Source organism: Pseudoalteromonas sp. NEC-BIFX-2020_015, from assembly GCF_012952265.1.
Classification (GTDB): Bacteria; Pseudomonadota; Gammaproteobacteria; order Enterobacterales; family Alteromonadaceae; genus Pseudoalteromonas; species Pseudoalteromonas neustonica.
Genome location: NZ_JABCJL010000001.1, coordinates 308,752 through 334,454 on the forward strand (window position 1 = coordinate 308,752; position 25,703 = coordinate 334,454).

The 25,703-nt window shown below is 38.1% G+C and carries 22 protein-coding genes and 1 pseudogene; 7 read left to right on the forward strand and 16 right to left on the reverse strand.

Features of this window, described 5'->3' with window-relative positions; translation table 11 throughout:
* Positions 1 to 329: 329 nt before the first annotated feature.
* The gene (locus tag HH219_RS01355; RefSeq protein ID WP_169326439.1) at positions 330 to 1,916 is read right to left on the reverse strand and encodes an ABC-F family ATPase; all 1,587 of its coding nucleotides are present in this window, start codon (positions 1,914 to 1,916) and stop codon (positions 330 to 332) included.
* 311 nt (positions 1,917 to 2,227) lie between these two features.
* Here HH219_RS01355 and HH219_RS01360 point away from each other — a divergent pair, with 311 nt between their 5' ends.
* Entirely contained in the window at positions 2,228 to 3,436 is a 1,209-nt protein-coding gene (locus tag HH219_RS01360; protein ID WP_169326405.1) for a porin, read from the forward strand.
* Positions 3,437 to 3,697: 261 nt separating this feature from the next.
* Here HH219_RS01360 and HH219_RS01365 read toward each other — a convergent pair.
* Both HH219_RS01365 and HH219_RS01370 read right to left on the reverse strand, forming a co-directional pair.
* Positions 3,698 to 4,476, reverse strand: a pseudogene (locus HH219_RS01365) (alpha/beta hydrolase-fold protein).
* 128 nt (positions 4,477 to 4,604) lie between these two features.
* Positions 4,605 to 4,787 carry a hypothetical protein gene (locus HH219_RS01370; RefSeq protein WP_054204610.1) on the reverse strand — a complete coding sequence of 61 codons (183 nt, stop codon included), beginning with the start codon at positions 4,785 to 4,787 and terminating at the stop codon, positions 4,605 to 4,607.
* Between the two features lie 107 nt (positions 4,788 to 4,894).
* On the opposite strand from HH219_RS01370, the gene HH219_RS01375 reads away from it, so the two are divergent.
* The gene (locus tag HH219_RS01375) at positions 4,895 to 5,416 is read left to right on the forward strand and encodes a TetR/AcrR family transcriptional regulator (RefSeq protein ID WP_169326406.1); all 522 of its coding nucleotides are present in this window, start codon (positions 4,895 to 4,897) and stop codon (positions 5,414 to 5,416) included.
* A 165-nt stretch (positions 5,417 to 5,581) separates the two neighbouring features.
* Here HH219_RS01375 and HH219_RS01380 read toward each other — a convergent pair whose 3' ends face one another.
* The 3 genes from HH219_RS01380 to HH219_RS01390 form a co-directional block, all read right to left on the reverse strand.
* A complete protein-coding gene (locus HH219_RS01380; protein WP_169326407.1) occupies positions 5,582 to 6,946 on the reverse strand; it encodes a S41 family peptidase in 1,365 nt (454 codons plus the stop codon).
* 95 nt (positions 6,947 to 7,041) lie between these two features.
* Positions 7,042 to 7,227: a hypothetical protein gene (locus HH219_RS01385; RefSeq protein WP_169326408.1), complete on the reverse strand. Its 186-nt coding sequence runs from the start codon at positions 7,225 to 7,227 to the stop codon at positions 7,042 to 7,044.
* A gap of 1,104 nt (positions 7,228 to 8,331) precedes the next feature.
* A complete protein-coding gene (locus tag HH219_RS01390; protein ID WP_249118416.1) occupies positions 8,332 to 8,799 on the reverse strand; it encodes a GNAT family N-acetyltransferase in 468 nt (155 codons plus the stop codon).
* Positions 8,800 to 8,916: 117 nt separating this feature from the next.
* On the opposite strand from HH219_RS01390, the gene HH219_RS01395 reads away from it, so the two are divergent.
* The gene (locus HH219_RS01395) at positions 8,917 to 9,111 is read left to right on the forward strand and encodes a hypothetical protein (protein ID WP_054204615.1); all 195 of its coding nucleotides are present in this window, start codon (positions 8,917 to 8,919) and stop codon (positions 9,109 to 9,111) included.
* 296 nt (positions 9,112 to 9,407) lie between these two features.
* Complete coding sequence (locus HH219_RS01400) at positions 9,408 to 10,925, forward strand: hemolysin (RefSeq protein WP_169326410.1); 1,518 nt, start codon at positions 9,408 to 9,410, stop codon at positions 10,923 to 10,925.
* A gap of 84 nt (positions 10,926 to 11,009) precedes the next feature.
* On the opposite strand, the gene htpX is transcribed toward HH219_RS01400, so the two are convergent.
* The 5 genes from htpX to bioB all read right to left on the reverse strand — a co-directional run bounded on the left by htpX (position 11,010) and on the right by bioB (position 15,981).
* Complete coding sequence (htpX, locus tag HH219_RS01405) at positions 11,010 to 11,873, reverse strand: protease HtpX (protein WP_169326411.1); 864 nt, start codon at positions 11,871 to 11,873, stop codon at positions 11,010 to 11,012.
* Between the two features lie 445 nt (positions 11,874 to 12,318).
* Entirely contained in the window at positions 12,319 to 13,002 is a 684-nt protein-coding gene (gene bioD, locus HH219_RS01410; RefSeq protein WP_169326412.1) for a dethiobiotin synthase, read from the reverse strand.
* Positions 12,999 to 13,802, reverse strand: coding sequence for a methyltransferase domain-containing protein (locus HH219_RS01415; protein ID WP_249118417.1), 804 nt, complete (start codon positions 13,800 to 13,802; stop codon positions 12,999 to 13,001). Before HH219_RS01415 ends, bioD begins: the two co-directional genes overlap by 4 nt.
* Entirely contained in the window at positions 13,799 to 14,941 is a 1,143-nt protein-coding gene (locus HH219_RS01420) for an 8-amino-7-oxononanoate synthase (protein ID WP_169326413.1), read from the reverse strand. The genes HH219_RS01415 and HH219_RS01420 overlap by 4 nt, the downstream gene beginning before the upstream one ends.
* On the reverse strand, positions 14,941 to 15,981 hold the full coding sequence (gene bioB, locus HH219_RS01425; RefSeq protein WP_054204620.1) for a biotin synthase BioB: 1,041 nt from the start codon (positions 15,979 to 15,981) through the stop codon (positions 14,941 to 14,943). Before bioB ends, HH219_RS01420 begins: the two co-directional genes overlap by 1 nt.
* Positions 15,982 to 16,076: 95 nt before the next feature.
* Between bioB and bioA the strand changes: the two genes are divergently transcribed.
* Complete coding sequence (bioA, locus tag HH219_RS01430; protein WP_169326414.1) at positions 16,077 to 17,366, forward strand: adenosylmethionine--8-amino-7-oxononanoate transaminase; 1,290 nt, start codon at positions 16,077 to 16,079, stop codon at positions 17,364 to 17,366.
* Between the two features lie 76 nt (positions 17,367 to 17,442).
* Here the strand turns inward: bioA and HH219_RS01435 are convergent, their stop codons facing one another.
* Complete coding sequence (locus tag HH219_RS01435) at positions 17,443 to 17,877, reverse strand: AAA family ATPase (protein ID WP_054204622.1); 435 nt, start codon at positions 17,875 to 17,877, stop codon at positions 17,443 to 17,445.
* Positions 17,878 to 18,165: 288 nt separating this feature from the next.
* Here HH219_RS01435 and asnS point away from each other — a divergent pair, with 288 nt between their 5' ends.
* The gene (asnS, locus tag HH219_RS01440; protein WP_054453000.1) at positions 18,166 to 19,563 is read left to right on the forward strand and encodes an asparagine--tRNA ligase; all 1,398 of its coding nucleotides are present in this window, start codon (positions 18,166 to 18,168) and stop codon (positions 19,561 to 19,563) included.
* A 114-nt stretch (positions 19,564 to 19,677) separates the two neighbouring features.
* On the forward strand, positions 19,678 to 20,622 hold the full coding sequence (locus tag HH219_RS01445) for a substrate-binding domain-containing protein (protein WP_169326415.1): 945 nt from the start codon (positions 19,678 to 19,680) through the stop codon (positions 20,620 to 20,622).
* A gap of 72 nt (positions 20,623 to 20,694) precedes the next feature.
* Here the strand turns inward: HH219_RS01445 and HH219_RS01450 are convergent, their stop codons facing one another.
* From HH219_RS01450 to HH219_RS01465, 4 genes are all read right to left on the reverse strand, one after another.
* Complete coding sequence (locus tag HH219_RS01450; RefSeq protein ID WP_169326416.1) at positions 20,695 to 22,251, reverse strand: SulP family inorganic anion transporter; 1,557 nt, start codon at positions 22,249 to 22,251, stop codon at positions 20,695 to 20,697.
* Positions 22,252 to 22,548: 297 nt separating this feature from the next.
* Positions 22,549 to 23,007: an Lrp/AsnC family transcriptional regulator gene (locus HH219_RS01455; protein WP_016707271.1), complete on the reverse strand. Its 459-nt coding sequence runs from the start codon at positions 23,005 to 23,007 to the stop codon at positions 22,549 to 22,551.
* 88 nt (positions 23,008 to 23,095) lie between these two features.
* Complete coding sequence (locus tag HH219_RS01460; RefSeq protein ID WP_169326417.1) at positions 23,096 to 23,737, reverse strand: MBL fold metallo-hydrolase; 642 nt, start codon at positions 23,735 to 23,737, stop codon at positions 23,096 to 23,098.
* Positions 23,738 to 23,740: 3 nt separating this feature from the next.
* On the reverse strand, positions 23,741 to 25,546 hold the full coding sequence (locus HH219_RS01465) for a M14 family metallopeptidase (protein WP_169326418.1): 1,806 nt from the start codon (positions 25,544 to 25,546) through the stop codon (positions 23,741 to 23,743).
* Between the last annotated feature and the right edge of the window lie 157 nt (positions 25,547 to 25,703).

The following is a 25,703-nucleotide window of genomic DNA, read 5'->3' on the forward strand; positions in this document are numbered from 1 at the left end:
ACCCAAGCCACATCAAGATGCGAGTGTCGTTAGCATTAAAAGCGATTTAAGCAAGGCATTGAAGCAAATAATGACTGTGATCTTGTTAAAATCGGTAACGTAATACAAACAGCTTTTAAACCAATTTGAGAGCGTTTGACGGGCACTTACTTTCTGCGTTATTACTCCTTAAAAGGGATCGCCATTATTGCGAAGTCACGCTGACTATTAAGCTATGGGGAAACGTGGAATGTAATCTTTCTGCAGGCCTGTGTATTAATGGCTAAATTGCAAGTATCAAAAAACAAAAAAGCCATGACAGGCATGGCTTTTTTTGAACGAATTAAAATTTAGCTTTCTTTACTCGCTAAGTATTCAGAATAAGTGCCTCTGAAATCAATTATTTTACCGTCTTTAACTTCCCAGATACGTGTAGCAACAGATGATACAAATTGACGGTCGTGGGATACGAATAGTAACGTACCTTCATATGCTTCAAGCGCAAGGTTGAGCGCTTCAATTGATTCCATATCCATGTGGTTAGTTGGTTCATCCATTAATAGGATGTTTGGCTTATGCATCATAATCTTGCCAAACAGCATTCGACCTTGCTCACCACCAGAGATAACTTTAACAGATTTAGTTATGTCATTTTGTGAAAATAACATACGGCCTAAGAAACTACGAACAACTTGCTCATCGTCACCTTCTTGTTGCCATTGCTCCATCCATTGAAACAAATTGAGATCTGTATCAAACTCATCAGCATGATCTTGCGCGTAATACCCTATATTGTGATTTTCAGACCACTTAAACTCACCTTGTTTAGGTGCTAAGCGCCCTGCCAGCGTATTTAAAAGTGTTGTTTTACCCACACCGTTTTCACCAATAATCGCAATTCGTTCGCCAACTTCAACTAAGCCTTCAAGGCCGGTGAAAAGCATATCGTCAAAACCTTGGCCAAGATTTGTCATTTCTAATGCATTACGGAATAGTTGTTTTTCTTGCTCAAAACGAATAAATGGGGTTTGGCGCGATGATGCTTTAACTTCATCTAACTGAATTTTATCAATGCGCTTAGCACGCGAAGTTGCTTGCTTAGCTTTAGATGCATTCGCAGAGAAACGAGAAACGAACTGTTGAAGTTCTGCAATTTGATTTTTCTTTTTAGCGTTTTCACTTAGTAAACGTTCTCGGGCTTGTGTTGCTGCAAACATGTACTCATCATAGTTGCCTGGGTAAATGCGTAATTCACCGTAGTCAATATCGGCCATGTGTGTACACACTGAGTTTAAGAAATGACGGTCATGCGAGATGATGATCATTGTACAGTCACGTTGGTTTAAAACGTCTTCAAGCCACTTGATAGTGTAAATATCCAAGTTATTGGTAGGCTCATCAAGTAGCATAATATCTGGATCTGAAAATAATACCTGAGCCAATAGCACGCGTAGTTTAAAGCCCGGCGCAATTTCAGACATAGGACCGTAGTGTTGCTCAGTCGCAATACCAACACCTAAAAGTAATTCACCCGCTTTTGATTCAGCAGAATAACCATCCATTTCAGCAAATTCTGTTTCAAGATCGGCAACTTTCATACCATCGGCTTCGCTCATTTCTGGCAAGCCGTAAATGCGGTCACGCTCTTGTTTTATTTCCCACAATTCCTTATGGCCCATGATCACAGTATCGATTACTGAGTATTCTTCATAAGCAAACTGGTCTTGATTAAGTTTAGCGACACGTTCGTTTGGATCAGTGCTTACATTGCCAGCTGATGGTTCAAGCTCACCACTTAAAATTTTCATAAATGTTGATTTACCACAACCATTAGCGCCAATTAAACCATAACGGTTTCCTTCGCCAAATTTAGCTGAAATATTATCAAATAATGGTTTAGCACCAAATTGCATGGTGATGTTAGCTGTACTAATGATAGCGCTACCCTCCAAGGGGAAAACAAAGGAATAAAATTGGCTAGAGTTTAAACTAAATAACGCAATTTTTCTATGAATTATTAGTGTAATAGCAAAAGCCTGAATAGCATTATTATTAAATAAAACCAACCCAAAAGAACTGCTATTTTATTGAATTTTAGCGAACTTAAAACCCTGTTTACGATTAATTTACAGTTAAATTTCCTCCATGCTTTTTAAATGATTTTTTTTCACTTTAGACCCAAATAGAGCTTTGTTAGTCTTCGCCGTTAAACACACAATATGAAATAATTTAAACAAGGCAGTACCGCATGAAGAAAATATTAGTTGCCGCTACTCTCACGAGTATTTTAATTACGCCAAATCTCTATGCTATCGAAATTTATAAGGATGATAAAAATACCGTTACCATAGGTGGGTTTATCGATGCGCGCGTTATTAATACGCAAGGGCAAACAGAAATTGTAAATGGTGCATCACGAATTAATTTTGATTTCAGTAGAAAACTAAACGATGAATGGACGGCGTTAGCCTTACTTGAATGGGGAGTAAACCCTGTTGGCAGTAGCGACATTATTTATAATAACCGCTTTGAATCAATTCAAGATGAGTTTTTATATAACCGATTGGGTTATGTGGGCTTAGCACATGAAAAATATGGCCAGCTGACTCTTGGTAAACAGTGGGGAGCTTGGTATGACGTTGTTTATAGTACCAACTACAGCCTTGTTTGGGACGGAAATGCCGCCGGTGTATATACATATAATAAAGACGATGGCGCTGTAAATGGCACCGGTCGAGGTGATAAGCTACTGCAATACCGAAACACATTTGGTGATTTTAGCATTGCCACACAAGTACAATTGAAAAATGATAACTTTTATACCTGTGATATTGACGCAATATCACAATCAGCATGTGAAGATCTGTGGAATTCAGGTAATACAGCGGCCCAAAAGGTAGAATTTAATTCAACTTACGGCGCTGCGCTGACCTACTCAATGACAAATAAGATAAAACTTACCGCAGGTGTCAACCGTGGTGAATTTAATATTGCCTACGGAGATGGTCAAAATAAGTCTGTCGTTGACTTAATATATGGTGCAGGTATTACCTTTGGTAAAATCAGTTCTCGCGGCCTTTATGTTGCAGCAAATATAAATAAAAATAAAAATCACGACACTGATAATTTAGGCCGGTTAATCAAAGATGCTATTGGTGTTGAGACTTTTGTCTCTTACAGGTTTGATAACGACTTTAGACCATTTGTAGCCTACAACGTATTTAATGCAGGTGCTGACTACGTAATTCAACCAAACTTCAATGCCAACCCAAACGATGTATTTAAGCGTCAGTTTGCGGTAGCTGGCTTGCACTACCTTTTCGATGAAGACACAATTGTATATATTGAAGCGCGTAAAGACTTTAGCGATTTTACAAGTAGCAATAAACAGCAACAAGCTTCAATGGAGCAATCTGAAGATGATGGTATAGCATTTGGATTTAACTATACTTTATAAAATTTAAATAAGCAGAGCTTACATGTTCTGCTTATTTCTGACTTTACTGATCCACACTCTTTTCTTTAGTTCTTTTAATCGTTGTAGCCATAGAAATAATGAAAGTAAACATACTCCTGAAGTAAACTTTCCTTTGGTAATTATTAATGAGCCTTGCACCTTTGTTGAGATTACGATTATCAAAAAATAATGTATGATGTGTTCTTTATCATGTAGGATACTAATAAGGAGTTTTTCTGTTCAATACTTTGCATATACGCGTCATTTTTCTATAAATTTATTATAGCGAGTTAGCGCACTTTCGACGCTTAATGCTGGGTTCTCAGAATGCTCTGCATGTGCATTAGTGGATGCTCAGCCCCACCAACTGAAATGTACAAATAAGTTGGCCGATGTAACTCGTGTAACGATGTTTGTAAAAAATCAGTAAAGTGTTTTACAACAGTCATATCGTCATACCACGCAGCAGGGCTAAACGCGAAATAACCATTAAAAAGCTCTGGTTTTGTATGCAATGTGTAAAGTACAAAACTACCGCCTGCTGAAAAACCACTTAAGATACGATCATCTGTTAGCTTATAATTTGAAGACAGGTAAGGGAGTAATTCAATTTCAATAAATTGTAAAAATTTATCAGCCTCACCTCGCGCTTCAAAATTCGGCTCAGGTCTAGCATCAGTATTTACATCTTGTCGAGCATATGGCGGCACTAAATCTCTATTACGTGTGAATTCCCAAAATTGATTTGGAATTGACACTAATATAACTCCATTTTTAGTGTGTTCGTTAAGCACAGCATCCCATTTTGTTAAGTTAAAATTACCATCAGTCCTGATAATTAACGGGTAAGCTTTATTTGAATCAAAGTTCTCAGGTAATCGAATAAATACCTTTCTTGACTCATTCAATACATTAGATTCTATTGTAATATCCATAAAGGAGGATACATAATGATCATTATAACGCGCAGTAAGTGTAATCACTCCCACCAATGCAATGACTAAACAAAAAGTAATTATATGACTTTTATTTATTTTCATTCGTTCTTTGTAATGAGATTTTAGAGTTCACAAAACGTATCAAAAAATAGATAACAAGTCACATCTCTATTATAGGTAAGCACAGTGACTACACTTAAACCAGGCGAACAAGATGAAGGGCTAAATAATCATTTTGTTATAAACGCTTTTTTTAAGGCAAGATACCCCTCTTTTGGGCCTAAAATAAGCCACAGCATGATCAAGCCACCAGGGATCAATATACCTTTAAGTAACGGGCCTAACATGTAAGAATAAAAACCGATGAATGGTAAAAATAAAACATAACCGATAACACGTTTGAAAAAATTCATTTTACTTCCTTTTTATTGAGCGCGCTCACAAATATAATTGAGCGCGCTCAATAAATCAAGCTATGTAATTTAAGTCACTCTAAAAAACAAATAAAGTAATGAAATAAATGAATAAAAAAAATATAACACGGCATAAAATTTTAGATTCTGCTTGGCTCTTATTTTTAAATCAAGGCTATGAGCAAACATCTACACGGCAAATAGCTAATAATGCAGGTGTTGCAGCCGGCACGGTATTTAGTCATTTTGAAAACAAAATTGACCTACTTAAAGCTGGTATGCATCAGCAGATAGGCACAATAATCATGCAGTCAAAAGAGACCGATGTTCAACATTCACCTCGATTGAAATTACATCATTACGCCCAACCGTTATTTGAATTTTATTGTAGTAATATTGAATTTAGTAAAATACTAATTAGCGATATGATTTGGCAAACTGAGTTTTTTGAGCTGCAAATAAATGACTTTAAAGCACTACTATTTAGTGAACAACCTCAATTTGATGACATTAAAGCGTCTATAATGATGGATTGTTATTTTATGACAATTATTTCAGGTTTGAATCAAACAACCCCCGATCCAAAAAAAATGTTACGCATGTTAATGAATAAAATAGCAATTATCTAGCTTATAACTGTAGTTTTAAGCTACTTAATTCACAATATGTAATTAAAGCCTAATATTATTAGGCTACCATTTCCAACCACAGCTTTTATATGGCGCTGAACCTTTTCTATGTTGGTAATTGAATATTACGCAATTTATCAATTGTTAAGTGCAGCTCAACTTAAATTAATTTCTATCGGGTTGTTCATCTAAAAGTTTTATTGCATATTCCAACGCAGAGTCTTTACTCTCCTCAAGGTCTTTGATGTTAGGAAACTCAAATGCATGTTCCACAGGAACTCCGACAAATTCATAGCTTTGCCCTTCACTGTCGGCATAAAACTCATTAGATAACGTAATCCCCCAACCATTTGGTAGTGCTTTTATCAACGCATCACTTAAGGCTCCATAACTATTTTCACCGATGAATATCACATTATTCCTCGCCTTTAATGCTATTAAAAACACCTCTGCAGCACTTGGCGTGAGGTGACTGGTAATCACAACAATTTTACCAACGAAAGGTTTAATGTTTGCGGGGGAAACAAGTATGCCTTTCTTTTCACTCATGCCAGTTGGAACTTTGAAGCTTTTAGTGCCAATTCGAAGTGGTTTATCTATAAGGTAGGACATTATTTGTAAAGCGACTAAATCACTTCCGCCAGAACTATCCCTAAGGTCTATAATCACTCCTTTAGAGCGATTAAAGTGTGGCGTTATCTTTTGCATTACTTCCTGTGTTTCATGTGCATCGAAACTTTCGACTCTAAAGTACGAACCACCACCTTTGAGTTTTGCAATAAGGAAATTATCCGCTAGATATTGTGCAGGTTTGTTGGTAGAAAAATAGGATTCTACATTTTTTATCCATTGCCGATAGATATACCTGTAAACTTGTGAAATATCCGAAAACTCAGAGTTTTCAACTAGATATTCTTTCAGTCTTATTTCTGAAGCAGACTTTCTCGGTGAGTAATGGCTTAGCCTATTTAAAGAGCCATCAATCAATATCGCATGACCATCTCTGATATATTCAAGAAATTCGTCAATGATTTGTTGTAGTTCATCAGGGGTTGTATTGTTATCTGCGCGTTGGAGCCACCGTGACTTCAATGCCTTCCAGTTTAGCTCTTTTTCTTCAGTAAATGCGTAATGATAAGAAAAGCTGTCTAATACAACTCTTAATACCTGACGACTATTGAATACATTGCTATTGCTTTGAAAGCCATTTAGCTCATTAGAAGTACAAGTTTTTGGTAATACATCGAGCTTTGTGACAGATAGAGGGAATAACTTATCAAAGTCTAATTGTTTAGTTTTTTCATCAATGGTTACACCATCTCTTTGAGCTTCATCAGTTAAAAAATGATTCAAAAGACAATAATTATCACTGATATCGTAGACAAGTGGTTTCACATGATTCGTTAAATCAAACACATATCCATATCCTTCAGTTTTCCAAATGGCAGTTGCCGAAGAATGAAAACTACTCATAATTGTAGTCATTAAAAATAACAAACCAATGAGCAGTTGTTTAACTAAATAATCCATATCAATCTCTCATATTTACAGTGCTAAAACACAGCGCACCATCCAGTTGTTTAGTGTTTGAATATGGTATATACCATCTATACCGCTATAAGTCGTTAATGGTCAAGCGCGAAAGGCAGGTTGCCATCTGTACTCAATGCACTCTCAAGTGTTAATGCCTGCGCTACTGCACCGTTGCGATCTAATGCAAGCAAAACGGGCACTTTGGTTATGTCATGGCTTATAAACCCCACGTTTGCGAGCTGGTCTATCCAATTGGCGTTTACCCTTGACCGACTCATTTATAAAGGTTTCATCGGCTTCAATAATCCCATGAAACTCTGAAGGCTTGCCTTGGTTTAGATAATAACTGATGCCGCCAACGCCAAGCAGTTTTTACATTAATACCTAGGGCGTGTTGACCTTTGTGGATTGAAATTTGTTCAATCTAGGGGCGATTTAATCGCGGCGCGAGGTTTGTAACCTAGCGGGCTAAGTAAAAACCGAGCAAAGCTTCCGCGTCCTGCTCACGCCCCTTACCTACATCCCTGTAGGTAACAAAGAGTCAATCGCCCCTAGGAAGAACCCTTTGGGCAGCGCATGTTTGGCATTTATACTGCGTTATCGCCTATTTATGGGGAACAACCACACACCATAGGCGCTGCCTTGCCTAAATACCAAACAACCTGCTGAAAAATCAATCACGAAAGATCAACACGCCCTAGTTCATTTGCTGCTTCTTTGACTGAATATTGATGCCATTCTTGACTGTAAACCAAATGCCTTTTATCTTGTTCTTCATGCTAAATAGTGGCGTACCTGAAAGTGAATTAAACGTCCGAGTGCAGGCTTTGTATTTGTATCGCTTTAGACCTCGCGCTGTTGTTCCGTATTTTGTGAATTCGTAACTACCACAATGGGCTCATTCAACTACATCTTCATCATGCACAATTGCCAACATTATTCGAAAAATCATATCCTCTACATGCTGTCGAAGTCGTTTTAATTCAGTGCCTTTACATACCGCTTAAAGTTGGTTATGCATAATCAAATAAATCGTAAAGACAAGCATGTTTAATACTTAACCAAAGTTTTGAAGGCCTATTTACTTTATATATTAGAAAGCCTTATACAAAGCGGACCTTATTACTCTTGAGAAGCTCAGTTTTAATTTTTTATATATATAATTTAATAAGTTAGATAAATGCGTCACAAAATTATAGCCATGTCAGCATGCCCAACTAAAGTGCCCTATTCTGACAGCAAGCATTTTTATTGAGCCACCAGCTGTATGATGTGTTCTCAAGCTAACCAAGCTATCCGCTTACAATAAAAACGAACACTGTATATAAAAACAGTGCCATGTATATTAACTGATTCAACGGTACTGTTAATCAAATGGAGCATTAAATAATGGTGCGCATCCACACAGTATTTTCTTTAAGTTCAAAACCAAGCTTGGAGAGTAGTTTTATACACGCTATATTGTGCGGTGATACATTAGCTTGAAAGGTCTGTATTTGATGAGTAAAATCTGGGAAGCCCGTTTCCAACATTCTTTTATTAATCAGCAGTTCAAGTATTTCAAACATATAGCCACACTGCCAATAGTGCGGGGCTAATTCAAAACCCAGCCACGCAGAGTCACCATTAATATCATAAATACCCACACTGCCTATAAATGCATTTGTTGTACTTTCAATAATGGCAAGCCTTACTACTTTTTGTTCGTAAAAGCCGCTGATGTCATCTTGGATCATTTGTTTTACGTCACTTCGGCTTAATGGCAAATCATAGTCGTTGAATTCTCCAACCCGTCTATCTGATAATATTGACCAAAGCGAATGACCATCTTTGTGATTTAGTAATCTCAATGAAACTCTAGGCAGTTGTAATGTACTAAACATAATTAAAAGTGTTACTTATGGCTTTATAGCTGCCTATTATTACCTTAAGATACTTAGCTAACAAGTTTAAAGGTATAACATATTATGAGTAAAGATTTTGAAGTGATCCAACCGACTACTACCGTTTACTGCCCAACGAGAGGCGAAGGCTGGACGTTAACGGGGATCACGAGTATTGAAGAATTCACATCTGTGATGTTTAATGGTGTTAGACACACACTCCCCGCCCGTGAAATAATTGAGAGTTTGTTACCTAACCAACAAGCTAGAGAATCTTAACAATTACCAACCAAGGACCATTAATAGAACCAAAAACAATACTTTATTCTAATTTATTTATCCCTACTTACCAGCATTTTGTGTATAAATTATTTCTAAAAGCTCATTTTTGTTGATTTAGTAGTCATTGACTAGGATACTAAAGTTAGTTTTTGAGGTTAATAATGGATGCGCTAGGCTTATAGGAAACAAGCAATACACATTTGGTATTAGGGAAAGACAGCTATAAACCAAATTGTAATTACCTCAAATTTACTGTAGCTGTGTTTATGGAATAAAGTTTAAGGTCTATTATTATGAAATCATCGTTAAAAATTGCTTCTTTATCAATTGCTATTTTATCTTCTTTGCAAGTTGCGCATGCAAATCAATGTTCAGGTCAACTTTATGGGATTAATGCAGGTCGTGGTGACACGGCAATTGTATTTAAACTAGATGAGTTTACACAGCAAGCTCAAGCCCACTCTCGTGCAAAGTATAGCTCTTCAGCTTTAGCACATGTCACAGATTCTAATCGTTTGTACTATATTTCAGCACCTCGCCCTACAGGCTATAAAGTTGATGTAGACCATCTTGACTTTAACTCAACAGAATTAAAGTCTTTACCTATCAGTGGTAGCAAGTTTAAATATGTAAAACTTGCTTATGTTGATTTAAATACCAATGAACATGTTGAAGTGGGTAAAACTAACAACATGTATCGTTTAACGTATGATCAACAAAATAACCTACTAATTGGTTCATATAAAAATAAACTTTATGCGATCTCTCCTGATACAGCCGAGACCACTGAGCTAGGTGAAATCTCAGGCCTTGAAAATGCGAAAGGCATTTGGCGTGGTGATATGGTTTACAAAAATGGCGAGTTAATTCTAGTTACTAGTAGTAGCCTATATAAAGTTGATGTTGAGTCACTTTCAGCAACTAAATTGTCAGATCACAAGCTAACAACTGTAACCGGTGCTAGTTTAAATCAGCAAGGTGATATCCTTTTAAGTCGTACGTTGTTAACGGACTTAGGCCACTCTAATAAATCACAAATATATAAAGTTAATGAGAATACTGGTAACACTTGCCATGTTGCAGATTTCCCTGTTCGTATTAATGATTTAGCAACGAACCTTAATGAGTCGGTTGCGTGTTATGAAGCGCCTATTTGTACTGTTTCAGATATTCCAACTTTTACATTAGTCGCAATAGCAGACACTGTTGATGAAGGTAACACGTTATCTTATCAATTAGAGCTAAGTAACAGTTATGAAGAAGATATAGAAATTTATATCTCTACCACGCCTGATACAGCCACATCATCAGATTATAATTATCCTGATCAATTAATTACGGTTCCAGCTGGTGAAACGCGTGTCACTATCAGTATTCCTACATCTGAGAACGATGATTTTAGTGAGACAAAAACATTTACCGTTAATGCCGTAGCAGAACAAAATGCGACCGGCTCTAGCTCAGTAACAGCTTCAATATTGAATAATGATGAACAATGTGTTCCTGAAAACTTTACTCGCATCAATTATAGTTTTGTGTCTGAAAGTGCAGGATACGATAATGATTGGGGTATAAAAGTTAATAATCAGTACATAAAACTACTTGACGAACGTGGTGCAGCTGGTTACTACGATGTTGCAGCAAGCGCCTCAATTACGTATGTACTTGCAGTCAATGGTAATGCAAGTAAACTAAAAACAGCTTATAAAACGCATGGCACTAAGCAGTACTGGGAAGACCAAAACGATAATGACTTTAACGACTTTGTCGTCAACGTTACTACACAGCCAATTCAAAAAGGGTGTAATTAAACACTTAAAGCCTTCGCTTAAAGTAATAAATTACCCCACAAAAAAGCCAGCATTGCTGGCTTATTTGTTTTTAATAACATTTAGTTATTTACGTAAAGCATCTATTCGCTCATCCAATGGTGGATGTGATGAGAATAATTCTGCAACACCTTTACCACTGGCAATACCGAACGCCATCATTGATCCTTCTAATTGTGATGGGTGATTCTGTTTTAAGCGCTCAAGCGCAGAGCGCATTTTATCGGCACCGACTAACTTAGCAGCTCCCGTGTCTGCAGCAAACTCACGCCTACGACTGTAATAAGCCACAACAATACTCGCCAGCACACCAAATATCATTTGGAAAATTATGTCGAATAAGAAGTAAGTCCAGCTACTGCCGCCCTCTTCTTTATCGCTATTTATAAAGTTATCAACAATACCTGCGAGTACTTTAGCAATAAAAATGACAAAGGTATTTACCACGCCTTGTATCAGCGTCAACGTAACCATATCACCATTTGCTATGTGTGATACCTCATGGGCTAGTACAGCTTCGGCTTGATCTTGGCTCATGTGCTGCAATAAACCAGAACTCACAGCAACCAATGAATTATTTTTACTCGGGCCCGTTGCAAATGCATTCATTTCAGGACTGTCGTAGATCGCTACCTCAGGCATTTTAATACCTGCTTTGTGTGCTTGTTCAGCAACTGTTTGCATTAGCCAATGCTCAGTTTCATTACGCGGTTGTTCAATAACATACGCGCCGGTCGATCTTTTCGCCATCCATTTGGACATAAGCAATGAAATAAACGATCCACCAAAACCAAACACCGCAGCAATCATTAGTATACCGCCTAAACTTCGGTTACTAATGCCAAACACACTCATTAAAATAGACAATACAATGCCTAAAACCAGCATGATTGCTAAATTAGTTAGTAAAAACAAAAAAACACGTTTCATAATATCCTCAGTGTAACAACAATTGTATTAAGTAACGGTTGTATCTCTTTTAGAGATAAATTTGAAACCGCTACTTAATAAAATTACATATCACTGAACAGACTATCGTAAGGACACTATAGGATATGGTCGCTATTGTGTGACAAACTATGTCATAAAAGCAAGTGATTTACTCAAGTCATATCAAGGTACAGGATTCAACGTTTCATAGGAGCTTAAGATCAAGGCTATACTTCGCGATAATGGCAGTCCCTTTTAGGAATAATAACGTATAGAGTAAGTGCCTGTGAAACGCCCTGCTGGTTGGTCGGAAAGCGATTTAAACTAAGTTACTTTTATAAAAGACTGATTTTAATAAGGGAATAACTATTGTCTGTAATCAACCCCTTGCCTAAATCGCTGTTAACTCCAGCTGAAAACCACAGTTTTATGTGACTTGGTATACCTATGGTTTAATTGATAAAACTTCAAGGAGAGATTTATAAATTTGTAATTTAGGCGGGTTGTCAGCATAAGGGCTTATAGCAAGTAGTGGAAATGGCAAACGTAGTTTCAACGAATCTATATTAGCTTGGTATTCATTCATAGCAGGATCAATCTGATTAGCTATCCAACCCACACAATTTATACCCAGCATTTTAAAATGTGCCGCTGTTAATAATGCATGATTTAAGCAACCTAATTTCATCCCCACAACAAGAATCACCGGCAACTGCTCTTTGCAAACCCAATCATATAAATAATCAGTATCATTTATTGGTAATGCCCAGCCACCAGCGCCTTCGGTTAGAATATAATCACATTCTAACTCACTTAACTTTGCATAAGCTTGGCTAATACCCTCAATAGTAATAGTTGCATCCACTTTAGCAGCGGCAATATGTGGCGCTATGGGCGGTGCAAAAGTAAAAGGGTTTATTAGATCATACTTGGCACTGACAGTGGCACTTTCCATTAAGGCAAGCGCGTCATCATTAACCAATTCATCAAAGGCTATTTCAGCACCAGCTGCTAGCGGCTTAAAACCCAATGCACGCTTTTTATGTTGAGCTAATAACTTTAATAATAAACAACTAACATGCGTTTTACCGGCATCTGTATCGGTACCTGTGATAAAAAATTGTTTCATATTTTTTTAAGTTCCATAATCGCTACTTGATAACTAACAATTGCGCGCTCATTTACTAATGGGAAAGCGGCACACACTTGCTGTAAGCGGTGCTTAGTCATCAAACCTTTACGTTTTTGTTGGCTAAGTTGGTTAGTTGCCCCAATAGCTTTTAAAGAGCGCAGTGCTGCCATGGGAGATTCATAACTATCTTGGTAACAGGTTTGGTTTAAACTGCTGACATCTAGCTTAGCAGCGCTAATATACTGCTGTAATTGTACAAGCGTGTGAAATTTATTTACATGACTTTGCGAGTCAACTTCATTAAAAGCTGTTTTTATCTCTGCCAGTGATCCATCGACAACACAACTTAGGTATATTACCCCACCTGGCTTTAAAACCCGATACAACTCTTTTAATAAATGTGGTAAATTTTGCGACCATTGCACGGCAAAATTACTAAATATACAGTCAACACTTTTATTTAATAAAGGAAGTGCATCCATATCGGCACAAATAGCCATCCTAGCCTGACTATGTTTTAACATATCAAAGCTTAAATCAAACGCGATTGTAGTGCCAAATAGAACCTGTAAACGCGCAGTATTCACACCGGGTCCTGCACCTAAGTCTAAACATATCCCTGTAGCGTGTGATTTAACCTTAGCAAATAAATCATCTGCACTGCGTTTTTGCACATTGGCGTGCTCAGCATAGCCTGCCACAGCACGGGAGAATTTAGTCGCAGTTATCTGCTTTGCGTGCCGAGCGCTAAAAGTATTATCAGTCTCTGTGTTACATAATTGCTCTACAGCCATCATAAAATAGCCTTAAGTTCACTCACTAATCGGTTAATATCATCATGAGTATGTGCAGCACTTAAAGTTATTCGCAAACGCGCAGTGTTAAAAGGAACGGTTGGTGGGCGAATTGCAGTCAGCCAAATGCCCTTTTCTTTTAATTTATTGGCAGCTTCTAAGGTTTGCTCTGCACACCCTAGCACTATCGGTTGAATCGCAGACATTGATGGCATAACGGCTATTTTATGTGCCAATGCTTGTTTCTTAAAATGGTCTATATTATCAGCTAGTCGATTGCGTCTTAGAGCACCAACGTCACCTACAATCTGCTTAATACGTTGGCGTGTTAAATTAGTAATTAATGGCGATAGTCCCGTAGAGTAAATGTAATCGCGATTAAACTGCTGCATATAATCAACAAGCTCTTTACTTGCTAAAACACACGCCCCACTGCTGGCCAGTGCTTTGCCAAATGTAATAACGAGCAAGTCAGGTTTTATTGTTTCACAGGTCCCTAATCCTTGATTACCAAATACACCAAAACCATGCGCATCATCAATCATAAGCCATGCATTATGTTGCTTAGCTAATTCCTTTAATTTAGCTAATGGCGCCTGATCGCCATCCATAGAGAACACACCTTCACTAATAATGAGCTTATGCTTAGCTGATGATTTTTCTAATCGCGATTGCAGGTGCTGCATGTCATTATGATTAAAACGGATCATCGCCGCTTGGCTATGTAATCCGCCATCAATTAAACTGGCATGATTGAGTTTATCGTGGAAGGTCGCACTTTCTTGTGCTGTTTTCTTATCGTGAAATAACGCTTTTAACACACTATTGTTTGCGCTAAAGCCACTATTGAATAACATAGCCGCTTCAAAACCCATTAGCTCACACAAATACGTTTCAAGTTGGTGCTGCTCAATACCGTAACCTGTAACAAGCGGAGAACTATTACTCCCTAAGGCAATACCTGTGTCATGCTGGATAACATCAGCGGCAAACCCTAGGTAGTCATTACTGGCAAAGTTTAAGTATTGCTGTGTATTAACAGTGATTTCTCTGCCTGTGGAATGGCTTATTAATTGGCGCTGGCGCAATAGCGCATCGTCAGCGCGTTGCTGAAGATGCGTTTTTATGTATGAAAAAGGCATTAGGCTTCGTAAAACATCTCAGAGGTTGCTTTATCAGCAACAGCCGATGACAACGATGCTTCATACGCTTCATCTGAATAGTCATGGCGCTTTTCAGGATTCATACCTAATTTTCTAATTAAGTTCATATCGGCATCCGCCTCAGGGTTTTCTGTGGTAAGTAATTTATCGCCATAAAAAATTGAATTTGCGCCAGCAAAGAAACACATTGATTGCATTTGCTCATTCATTGCGTTTCGCCCAGCAGATAAACGTACATAACTCAGTGGCATCATGATACGCGCCGTTGCGATAGTACGAATAAATTCGAAATGATCTAAATCGTCCACATTTTCAAGCGGTGTGCCTTTTACTTTAACAAGCATATTAATAGGGACACTTTCTGGTTGTTGCGGTAGATTGGCTAGTTGCATAAGTAAACCAAATCGATCAGCAGCTTGCTCACCCATACCAACGATACCACCAGAACATACTTTCATACCCGCATCTCGCACATTACCTATGGTATCTAGGCGGTCTTGGAATGTACGTGTAGTAATGATTTGCTCATAATATTCAGGAGAGGTGTCTAAGTTATGGTTATAATAATCAAGTCCTGCGTCACGCAACGCATGGGCTTTATCATTATCAAGCATACCTAATGTCATACAGGTCTCAAGACCCAACTCTTTTACTTCTTTTACCATTTGAGAGATATATGGCATGTCTCTGTCTTTTGGATCTGACCATGCAGCCCCCATGCAAAAGCGCGTTGCGCCTTTTTCTTTTGCTAAGCGAGCTTGCTCTACTACCTTTTCAACTTCAATAAGGCGTTCTCGTTCTAAGTCTGTTTTATAATGACCTGATTGAGGACAGTACTTACAATCTTCTGGACACGCACCCGTTTTAATAGATAACAAAGTCGAAATTTGCACTTCATTTGGATTAAAATTTGCACGATGAACTGATGCGGCTTTAAATAATAAATCATTAAACGGCATTTCGAATAAGGCTTTTACTTCTTTATGTGTCCAATCGTGACGAACTGGTGCAAGCTCCATAACTCTCTCTTTTTATTTTTCATGACGGTGATATTGGCTTAGTCTACTTCTTGACGTAACATTGTCAACGAACCCCAGCAAGTAGAAGTTTACAAATGAGCAATAAACAACCAATCGATCTCGATTTTGATCGCCAGCATATATGGCATCCTTATACATCCATGGTTAACCCACTCCCCGTTTACCCTGTTAGTCATACACTCGGGAATAAAATTCACCTACAAACAGGTGAAGCTCTTATTGATGGGATGGCTTCATGGTGGAGTGCTATCCATGGTTATGGGCATCCCAACCTCACCAAGGCAGTCGTAAATCAAGTGAACACTATGAGTCATGTCATGTTTGGCGGTATTACACACCAGCCAGCCGTTGAGTTATGTAAAAAACTCGTTGCGATCACCCCTTCTAATTTACAAAAAGTATTTTTAGCAGACAGCGGTTCTGTGTGTGTTGAAGTAGCAATAAAAATGGCGCTTCAGTACTGGTTAAGTCAAGGCATTACAACAAAGCAAAAACTCATGACGCCTTATAAGGGTTACCATGGAGATACTTTTGCAGCAATGAGTGTGTGTGACCCGGTGAACTCAATGCATTCCCTATACAGTGGCTTTTTACCTGAGCATATATTTGTGCCTGCTCCGCAAAGTAAATTTGACCAGCCTTTTGATGAATCTGAAGCCACACTACTTACTGAGTATTTTAAAAATCATCATCACCAAGTAGCCGCTTTTATTATTGAACCTATTGTACAAAATGCCGGCGGCATGAATTTCTATCATCCACACTATTTAAAAACGGTGCGCCAGCTATGTAATCAATACGATGTATTGCTGATTTGCGATGAAATAGCCACTGGATTTGGCCGTACGGGCAAACTCTTTGCTGTAGAACATGCGGATATTGAACCCGATATTATGTGTATTGGCAAAGCGCTAACAGGCGGGATGATGACTCTCTCGGCAACGTTAACTACAGATAAAATTGCCATTGGCATTAGCAATGGTGAAGCTGGCGTACTAATGCACGGCCCTACATTCATGGGTAACCCACTTGCGTGTTCTGTCGCATGTGCCAGCATTGATCTGCTAATGAATCAAGATTGGAAAAAACGCATAACACAATTAAACAACGCGCTGAGCCAACTAAAGTGCTGCCTTACTCTTGAAGGTGTCGTTAATGTTAGAACGTTAGGCGCTATCGGTGTTGTGGAGTTAGGCAGAAGTGTTGATGTAGCAAAAATACAAGCGTATTTTATTAAACAAGGTGTTTGGATAAGACCATTTGGTAAGCTTATCTACCTAATGCCGCCATATATAACAAGCGATGATGATATTAGCACATTAATAACTGCCATTTACAACGCGATTAACGACGGCCATTACTAAACTAACATAAACGCGAAATTACATGTAAAGGAAGCTCACATTACGTCAGCTTCCTTTACATTAGGACCGACTGTTCCTACCATTCAAACATATATGCCATTTTACTGATCATTTTTAAAGGTACATTATGGCCATTACGTTTTGCATATAGATGCTGCAATGACTTATCTTTCACTTCACCAACAATCACTTCTTTTACTTGATACCCTAACGCGATTGCAGCTTGATTATATGCAATAAATTCCCACTTCTTAATATTTGTGTTATCCACGATCACAAGCGGAATTGACTGAGCTAATGCATTAATAAATCGCGCTAAATTTAAATTATGAAATTGCGACTGTTTGAATTTATCAAATTGGTACTCTCCTCGCTCATTATAAAAGTAATCATCTGTTGAACAAATTAAGTACTGACTTTGGTCACCAGCAACTAATTCGTCCGCGAGGTTTTGAGCATAATAAGACTTACCACACCCTGGTAATCCACGTAAAATAAAGACTTGTTTCATAATACCTATAATATTTGGCAAGTTAATTTAAACACCTTGAGTGGATATAATGCCATAAAAGACGTATTGATCGCAGTGTAATTCTGTTTTTTATTGCTATTACGTTTGCTTTTTATGACTAAAAATCACACATTTGGCTATAAAGCATAAAAAAACGATAAAAAAATGAAAAGAATAAGCAAAGAGTTGCTCACACATGTTTTTTTATTTTACATTCAAAGGTAAGATACACCGTTCAAGTGCGATGCAGCACATATAATGTAGGCAACTTATATCATTGGAGTGAAGATGAGCCACTTAGCGATTTCAGAGCTATTAAAAGGCAAGGTTGCGGTAGACAGCCAAGTAACAATTAAAGGCTGGATCCGTACACGCCGCGATTCAAAAGCAGGAATTTCATTTTTAGCCGTTCATGACGGTTCATGTTTTGATCCTATTCAGGCGGTAGTACCTAATTCACTTAATAATTATGATGAAGTTACCAACCTAACAGCGGGTTGCTCTGTATCAGTTACAGGTGTTTTAGTACAATCGGCTGGCCAAGGTCAATCATTTGAAATTCAAGCAAATAGCGTACAAGTATTAGGTTGGGTAGAAAACCCAGATTCATACCCAATGTCAGCAAAACGCCACAGTATTGAATACTTACGTGAGCACGCTCACCTTCGCCCACGAACTAACATGATTGGTGCAGTAACACGTGTTCGTAACTGTTTAGCACAAGCTATTCACCGCTTCTACCATGAACAAGGCTTTTATTGGATCAGTACTCCTATTATAACAGCAAGTGACTGTGAAGGCGCTGGCGAAATGTTCCGTGTATCAACGCTTGATATGCAAAACTTACCGCGTACTGATAAAGGCGATGTTGATTACAGTGAAGACTTCTTCGGTAAAGAAGCATTTCTTACTGTATCAGGTCAGTTAAATGGTGAGACTTACGCATCGGCTATGTCAAAAATCTATACTTTTGGCCCAACGTTCCGTGCGGAGAACTCAAATACTTCACGCCACCTAGCTGAGTTTTGGATGGTAGAGCCTGAAGTTGCCTTTGCTGATCTTGAAGATATCGCAAAACTTGCTGAAAACATGCTTAAATATGTATTTAAAGCGGTACTTGATGAACGTCGTGATGACATGGAGTTTTTTGCTCAACGTGTTGAAAAAACAGCTATATCTCGTTTAGAAGAGTTTGTAGAAAAAGATTTTGCCCAAGTTGATTACACCGACGCAGTCGAAATTCTTAAAAACTGTGGCAAGAAATTTGAATACGCTGTTGAATGGGGTGTAGATTTACAATCTGAGCATGAGCGTTACTTAGCTGAAGAGCACTTTAAAGCGCCAGTGGTAATCAAAAACTACCCACGTGATATTAAAGCGTTCTACATGCGTCAAAATGAAGACGGCAAAACAGTAGCAGCTATGGACGTAGTTGCACCAGGTATTGGCGAAATCATTGGTGGCTCACAACGTGAAGAACGCCTTGATGTACTCGATGCGCGCTTAGAAGAAATGGGCTTAAACAAAGAAGACTACAGCTGGTATCGTGACCTACGTAAATATGGTTCAGTGCCACACTCTGGTTTTGGTCTAGGTTTCGAACGTTTAGTGGCTTATGTAACAGGTATGGGCAACGTACGTGATGTAATCGCCTTCCCTCGTACAAAAGGCAGTGCAACTTACTAAACTAAGTAACTAAGTAACTAATAAAAACCAACCTTTGTGTTGGTTTTTTTGTAAATTTAAAATACTTTTTTAAATTTCAACTATAGTTATAAAAAACAATAACCTGATATATATATGATTAAACACCTATTGCTTGTCACTAATTTATTCTTTTGTGTTGCCGCCTCATCAACACAACTTTCAAACCTTGATACTCAAAAACTTGATACCCAACAGCCTCAAACAATTTTAGTTGCAGGTTCAACCTCTGTAGTACAAATGTTAGAGCTTGTTCAAGCTGACTTTAACAATACTGAACAGAGTGTAATGCAGTTACGAGGGATGGGCAGTGATAAAGGTATACAAGCCATTGGTGAGAACTTAGTAGATATAGGCGCATCTTCTCGCTATATGACCAAAGCAGAGCAAGAACGTTGGCCTAATTTAAAGCAAACTGTTTTGGCCCAAGACGCTTTAGTTTTTTTTACCAATATTGAAAATCCAATAAAAAACCTATCCACTGAACAACTCAGTGATATTTATCGCGGTAAATATACCCTTTGGAGCCAAGTGAGCGGTAAAAACACTGCAAAGTCAGAGCAAGATAACCAAATACACTTATTCAGCAAAGGTATTCAACACGGTACATTTGATGTGTTTTTGGAATTTTTAAACCTTGATTACATGAAATCAGCACAACCGGACGCCATTAAATTTAAATCATCAGGAAATAGAGGGCTCTTTTCCAAACAAGACGTGGCTTTATACAATGAATTTAATCAGGCGTTAGGAATTGTACAACGCATACCAAATGCAATCGCGTTTGATTCCTTTGGTGCAGTATCACAACTTAAAAGCTCAAAGCTAATCGATAAGATTAGAATACTAAGTATTAATGATGTCAGCCCAACGCAAGAGACCGTTAAAACTAGCCATTATAACTTTGTAAGACCATTAGTTTTAATTGTAAATACGCAGTCTGCTGAGTCAGTTAAAAAAGGTAAATTAATATCTGACTTTCTAAAGACAAAAGATATCAGAGAATTACTAACTAGCCATCATTATATAATGGTTGATTGATATTATTTATGTGGATAGTAAAAAGCGAAAGCATTTATGCTTTCGCTTTTTTAATCCATATGAGAAACGTGCTTATGCAAGTTTATCCGACACAACTTTGTAAGTTGGATCTTCTATCACATTAACCTCAACTAAATCACGTGCTTTATGAAGCAACTGTGTACAGTCAGGGCTTAAATGACGTAAGTGAAGTTGCTTACCTGCTTTAGTGTATTTATCAGCTAAAGCATCTATTGCTTCTATCGCACTATGATCAGCAACACGGCTGTACTTAAACTCTATAATAACGTCTTTAGGATCGTTTTTAATATCGAATAATTCAGAAAACTGTTTCACTGATCCGAAGAATAAAGGTCCGTGTAATTCATATACTTTAGCACCCTCTTCATCTATATAGTTTGTAGTAAAGATATGTTTAGCATGTTGCCATGCAAATACTAAGGCCGATACAATCACACCTACGCATACTGCAATCGCTAAATCTGTAATAACTGTCACACCCGATACTAAAACAATCACAAAGGCATCTGACTTTGGTACGCGTTTCATCATTTTGAAACTCGCCCATTCAAACGTGCCTAATACAACCATAAACATTACACCCACAAGAGCAGCGAGTGGGACCATCTCAATTAAGCCTGCAGCAAAAATAATGAAACCTAGCAACATTAATGCAGCGGTAATACCTGATAAACGCGAACGGCCACCTGAATTAATATTGATCATTGATTGGCCAATCATTGCACACCCGCCCATTGCACCAAAGAAACCACACGTTACATTTGCAGCGCCTTGACCAATACACTCTTTATTACTGTGCCCGCGCGTTTCTGTAATTTCATCAATTAGGCTAAGCGTTAGTAATGATTCAATCAAACCAATTGCAGCTAAAATTAATGCATAAGGTAAAATGATTTTAAGGGTTTCAAACGTAAATGGAACCATTGGAATATGAAACTCAGGTAAGCCACCAGCAATTGTTGCTGCGCTATCACCCGTCATATCTTTGAGGAAATCAAGTACAGTGCGTGCTTCTAAATCTAAGCCCATTACCAATGCTGTTACCGTCACAATTGCCACAAGCGTAGACGGTACTGCCGTCGTTAACTTTGGTAGAAAGTGAATAATAGCCATTGTTAAAGCGACTAACCCTAACATGATCATCATCGGCGAGCCTGTCATCCATTGCATACCTCCTTGACCATCTGGCACTTTAAACTGACCAAGTTGAGCGAGGAAAATTACAATTGCAAGTCCGTTCACAAAGCCGAGCATAACAGGGTGCGGTACCATACGAATAAACTTACCAAGCTTAAAGACCCCGGCTAATATTTGCAGTATCCCCATGAGCAGAACAGTGGCAAAGAGATATTCAACACCATGATCCATCACTAAACTTACCATTACTACGGCAAGTGCACCGGTTGCACCTGAGATCATTCCCGGACGTCCACCAAAAATAGCAGTTATCAAACCAACTATAAATGCTGCGTACAAACCAACTAAAGGTTCTACATTTGCAACAAAAGCAAACGCAACAGCTTCAGGGACGAGTGCAAGCGCAACCGTGACACCTGACAGTATGTCGTTTTTAGCAGAGCTTGGCGCCTTGCTGAGTAAGTTAAACATTGAATTCCTCTTGGGTGTGTGGGATCAAAAAAAGCGCTGAATTCTAACAAATTAAGTACAGGTTAACAATGTATACCCAAACAACATCCGCTGCGCGTTTCTGTTATGGGTTTAATAGAGGCTTACACTGCACATTGTTCCTTTTTTAAAAGGGAATAGCATTAATGCAAAGTAATTTAAAGATAATAAACAACGATGATACAGCTAAAGTTTGAATCGGTATGCTGCTTTAGTATAAATTGTAGAAACAGGTTAAAAAAGAGTAATGATAATCTATTTAACCTGTTAAAAATGGTATTAAAGAGGCAGTGACGTGCTGCGTTTAACGCATGTCATAGTCACATTAGAGTGAACTTCTTGAACAAATTCTAGATTTAATAAATTATCACGTACAAACTGCTCATACCCTTCAATTCCTTTTGAAATAATGCGCAACATAAAGTCCATTGTACCTGCCATACTGTAACACTCAGTTACTTCATCATAGCTCAAAATTAATCTTTCAAATTCAGCTAAATTTGTACGGCCATGATTTGATAAGCGTACATGAGCGTAAACTAGCATGTCAAAGCCAAGTTTTTTCTCGTCGAGTAAGGCAACTTTTCCTTTGATATAACCATCTTGCTCAAGTTTAGCAATACGGCGCCAACAAGGCGATTGAGACAAACCTACTTTATCAGCAATGTCAGCTGTAGAAAGACTAGCATCTTGCTGTAATAGTGCCAAAATTTGGCGATCAACATGATTTAAAGACATAATAATTCTTTTTTATATTACTAATTGGTTAAATTATACATTGCTTTATTTAATCCGTCTTGTATTTTTATGCATTCTTTATGCGTTATTAACCAAATTTACCGCTTATAAATGGATTTGATATGCGCTCCGTCACTACTTTAGTGTCCGGTCCATGCCCAGATAAAATACGTGTTTCTTCTGGCAAGGTTAAAATATGTTTTTTAATCGACTCGAGTAGTTGCTGCGCATCCCCTTTAGGAAAGTCAGTGCGCCCTACTGAGCCTTTAAAAATAACATCCCCCACAAATACAACGCCATGCGTCGGTTCGTAAAACACTATATGTCCAGGAGTATGACCTGGGCAGTGGCGTATTTCAAAACGCAGCTCACCGACAGAAAATATATCACCACCTGATAACCAATGTGTTGGCGTAAATGGTGTTAACGGTTTAAAGCCAAACATCTGAGCTTGCATTGGTAATGCGTCAAACCAAAATAACTCATCCTTGTGCGGCCCTACAATATCAATACTAAAATGATCGGCCAGTATTTTTGCTGCGCCAACATGATCAAGATGACCATGAGTTAACAAAATACAATCTGGGGTTAAATCATATTTAGCAAGCTCAGTAATGATTTTATCTGCATCTCCACCAGGGTCTACAACCGTTGCTTTACGTGTTTTTTTGCAAATAACAATACGGCAATTTTGTGCAAACGCTGTTACTGGTAACGTAATAATTTCCATGACTTAATTCTTTACTTCTGGTTGAGCATTAAATGCCATTAAGATTGGGTATTTCAAATATGCTTGATCATAAAATGGGGTTTTTTCATATAACCAATTCAATCGAGCTTGAGCATTGTTTGCAAAATTTGAATCTTCCCTAATTTTTTTATCGAATTCAAGTGCCAACGCAGGTTTGTCTTTTAACATTTGGCGTGCATAGGGGGCTAATGCGTAATTTTCCATGTATTCAGTACGTTGAAAAATCGTATTAAACTCCCCCCATGCGAAAAATGAGTCTGGTGCTGCTGGGTGAAGCAAATGTGCAACTAATTCACCTAGGGGTTGCGCCGTAACAACCTTAAACCAACCCGTTAAGTTTTGGGGAGCAGCTGTTTGAATGTCAAACTTCGCATTGACTCTAAAGCGTCCTTCAAATGGTGCTTTATCAAATTCATGTTCAGTGACTACTGCAACCTTTAAGTCATCTACACCTTGTGAAGCTGTCGTTATTTTTTCAACTAAAACACCCTGCAATTTCAATTTTTCAATTATATTTGGGTATGCCGCAGGTATATAAAATGCAGCAGGCACTGTAATTGTCTTAGTAACTTCTTTTTGCCAATAGATAGGTAAATCTGTGTATGCTTGCTTTTCACCTAAATATTTAACTTCCATTTGACCACTGAGGGTACTTTTGCTGCGAGCGTATTTTATGCCTTTGAATTCAATCGAATTGGCCTTTTTTGCATACCCGCGTTGCACTATAAGCTGACTAGGAACAAATTCGTGCTCTTTTTGCACAGCAGCTGCTAATTGCTGATGATGCTGTGCTAACGCAGATATTGCACCATCTAAAAACACATATGTACCAAGTACGCGTTGTTTGTAAGGTTTCAGCGAATGATTTTCAACAAGTATCGTCGGTAACGATCTTAAATCTCCCCACCCATTTGAATAGCGTGGTGTTGCTACCCATCCTGCTAACCCTTTTTTAAACTCGCGTTTATCCATTACAAATACAAGTGGTCCCGGTATATGACCCGACTCTTGTAATTTAGTATCAATTACAGGCTTGAAGTATTGGTTAAGTGCATCTGAAACGCTCGGGGACTCACTTGCAAAAACAGGATTGTAACCGTACGTTACATCGTACTGGTAATCCGCCCCATCAGTGACATGAACGTCAATGTATAAGTCAGGAGAAAATTGATTAATCATATTCATAACCCCTCTTACTTCCGGGGTATCTAGTTTTGTATAATCTCGATTTAAATTAAGGTTGTTTGCATTGGTTCTAAAGCCCATTTTTACAGGCCCACGTTGATTAATACGATTAAACTGGCTACTGCGCTCGTGGCCATCCACATTTAAAATCGGAATAAAGAGTATATTCACTTGGCTTAAAATATCACGACGTTTACCAGTCGCTATATCGCGTAATAACATAAATGTTGCGTCTTTACCGTCAATTTCACCCGCATGAATACCAGCTTGAATAAAGATGGTCGGTTTATTGGTATGCGATAATTGCGAGGCAGAAAACTCGCCGGTTTCACTTGCTATGATCATTTTGATAGCGCGGCCACTTGCACTGTGAGCAATGGTTTGCACTTCAAATTGAGTTGGATTAGCTGCGACAAGACGATCTACAAATTCCATCGTTAACTGATAATTTGGTGATTCTAAACCTTCGCTCAGCTCAAAGTCGGTTGTTAAAGGACCTTTTTGTTGCAGTAGTGCCAAACTTTGCCCTTGCCATGGTAGTAACGGTGGCAAATGGCTATCTAATGTAATACTGGCACTTAATAATAATAAACTGGCAATCATAGGTCTCTCTAACTTTAGCCTTTTAAGTGCTTGAAATTATAACAAGGATACAGAGCAGGTCGCGTAAACTGCGGTAGTTCAACAAAAAAATACAGCCAATGACAATTACAGCTTTTAACACGCTCCTATTTTAAACAATAAAAAAGGCGCTATAAAA

Excerpts from the sequence above, each read along its gene's own strand:
- HH219_RS01360 (WP_169326405.1), top strand. The coding sequence starts at position 2,228 with ATGAAGAAAATATTAGTTGCCGCTACTCTCACGAGTATTTTAATTACG.
- HH219_RS01465 (WP_169326418.1), bottom strand. The coding sequence starts at position 25,546 with ATGATTGCCAGTTTATTATTATTAAGTGCCAGTATTACATTAGATAGC.
- HH219_RS01450 (WP_169326416.1), bottom strand. The coding sequence starts at position 22,251 with ATGTTTAACTTACTCAGCAAGGCGCCAAGCTCTGCTAAAAACGACATA.
- asnS (WP_054453000.1), top strand. The coding sequence starts at position 18,166 with ATGAGCCACTTAGCGATTTCAGAGCTATTAAAAGGCAAGGTTGCGGTA.
- HH219_RS01380 (WP_169326407.1), bottom strand. The coding sequence starts at position 6,946 with ATGGATTATTTAGTTAAACAACTGCTCATTGGTTTGTTATTTTTAATG.
- HH219_RS01435 (WP_054204622.1), bottom strand. The coding sequence starts at position 17,877 with ATGAAACAAGTCTTTATTTTACGTGGATTACCAGGGTGTGGTAAGTCT.
- htpX (WP_169326411.1), bottom strand. The coding sequence starts at position 11,873 with ATGAAACGTGTTTTTTTGTTTTTACTAACTAATTTAGCAATCATGCTG.
- HH219_RS01415 (WP_249118417.1), bottom strand. The coding sequence starts at position 13,802 with ATGATGGCTGTAGAGCAATTATGTAACACAGAGACTGATAATACTTTT.
- HH219_RS01455 (WP_016707271.1), bottom strand. The coding sequence starts at position 23,007 with ATGTCTTTAAATCATGTTGATCGCCAAATTTTGGCACTATTACAGCAA.
- bioB (WP_054204620.1), bottom strand. The coding sequence starts at position 15,981 with ATGGAGCTTGCACCAGTTCGTCACGATTGGACACATAAAGAAGTAAAA.
- bioA (WP_169326414.1), top strand. The coding sequence starts at position 16,077 with ATGAGCAATAAACAACCAATCGATCTCGATTTTGATCGCCAGCATATA.
- HH219_RS01445 (WP_169326415.1), top strand. The coding sequence starts at position 19,678 with ATGATTAAACACCTATTGCTTGTCACTAATTTATTCTTTTGTGTTGCC.
- HH219_RS01420 (WP_169326413.1), bottom strand. The coding sequence starts at position 14,941 with ATGCCTTTTTCATACATAAAAACGCATCTTCAGCAACGCGCTGACGAT.
- HH219_RS01385 (WP_169326408.1), bottom strand. The coding sequence starts at position 7,227 with ATGAGTCGGTCAAGGGTAAACGCCAATTGGATAGACCAGCTCGCAAAC.
- bioD (WP_169326412.1), bottom strand. The coding sequence starts at position 13,002 with ATGAAACAATTTTTTATCACAGGTACCGATACAGATGCCGGTAAAACG.
- HH219_RS01400 (WP_169326410.1), top strand. The coding sequence starts at position 9,408 with ATGAAATCATCGTTAAAAATTGCTTCTTTATCAATTGCTATTTTATCT.
- HH219_RS01375 (WP_169326406.1), top strand. The coding sequence starts at position 4,895 with ATGAATAAAAAAAATATAACACGGCATAAAATTTTAGATTCTGCTTGG.
- HH219_RS01395 (WP_054204615.1), top strand. The coding sequence starts at position 8,917 with ATGAGTAAAGATTTTGAAGTGATCCAACCGACTACTACCGTTTACTGC.
- HH219_RS01460 (WP_169326417.1), bottom strand. The coding sequence starts at position 23,737 with ATGGAAATTATTACGTTACCAGTAACAGCGTTTGCACAAAATTGCCGT.
- HH219_RS01370 (WP_054204610.1), bottom strand. The coding sequence starts at position 4,787 with ATGAATTTTTTCAAACGTGTTATCGGTTATGTTTTATTTTTACCATTC.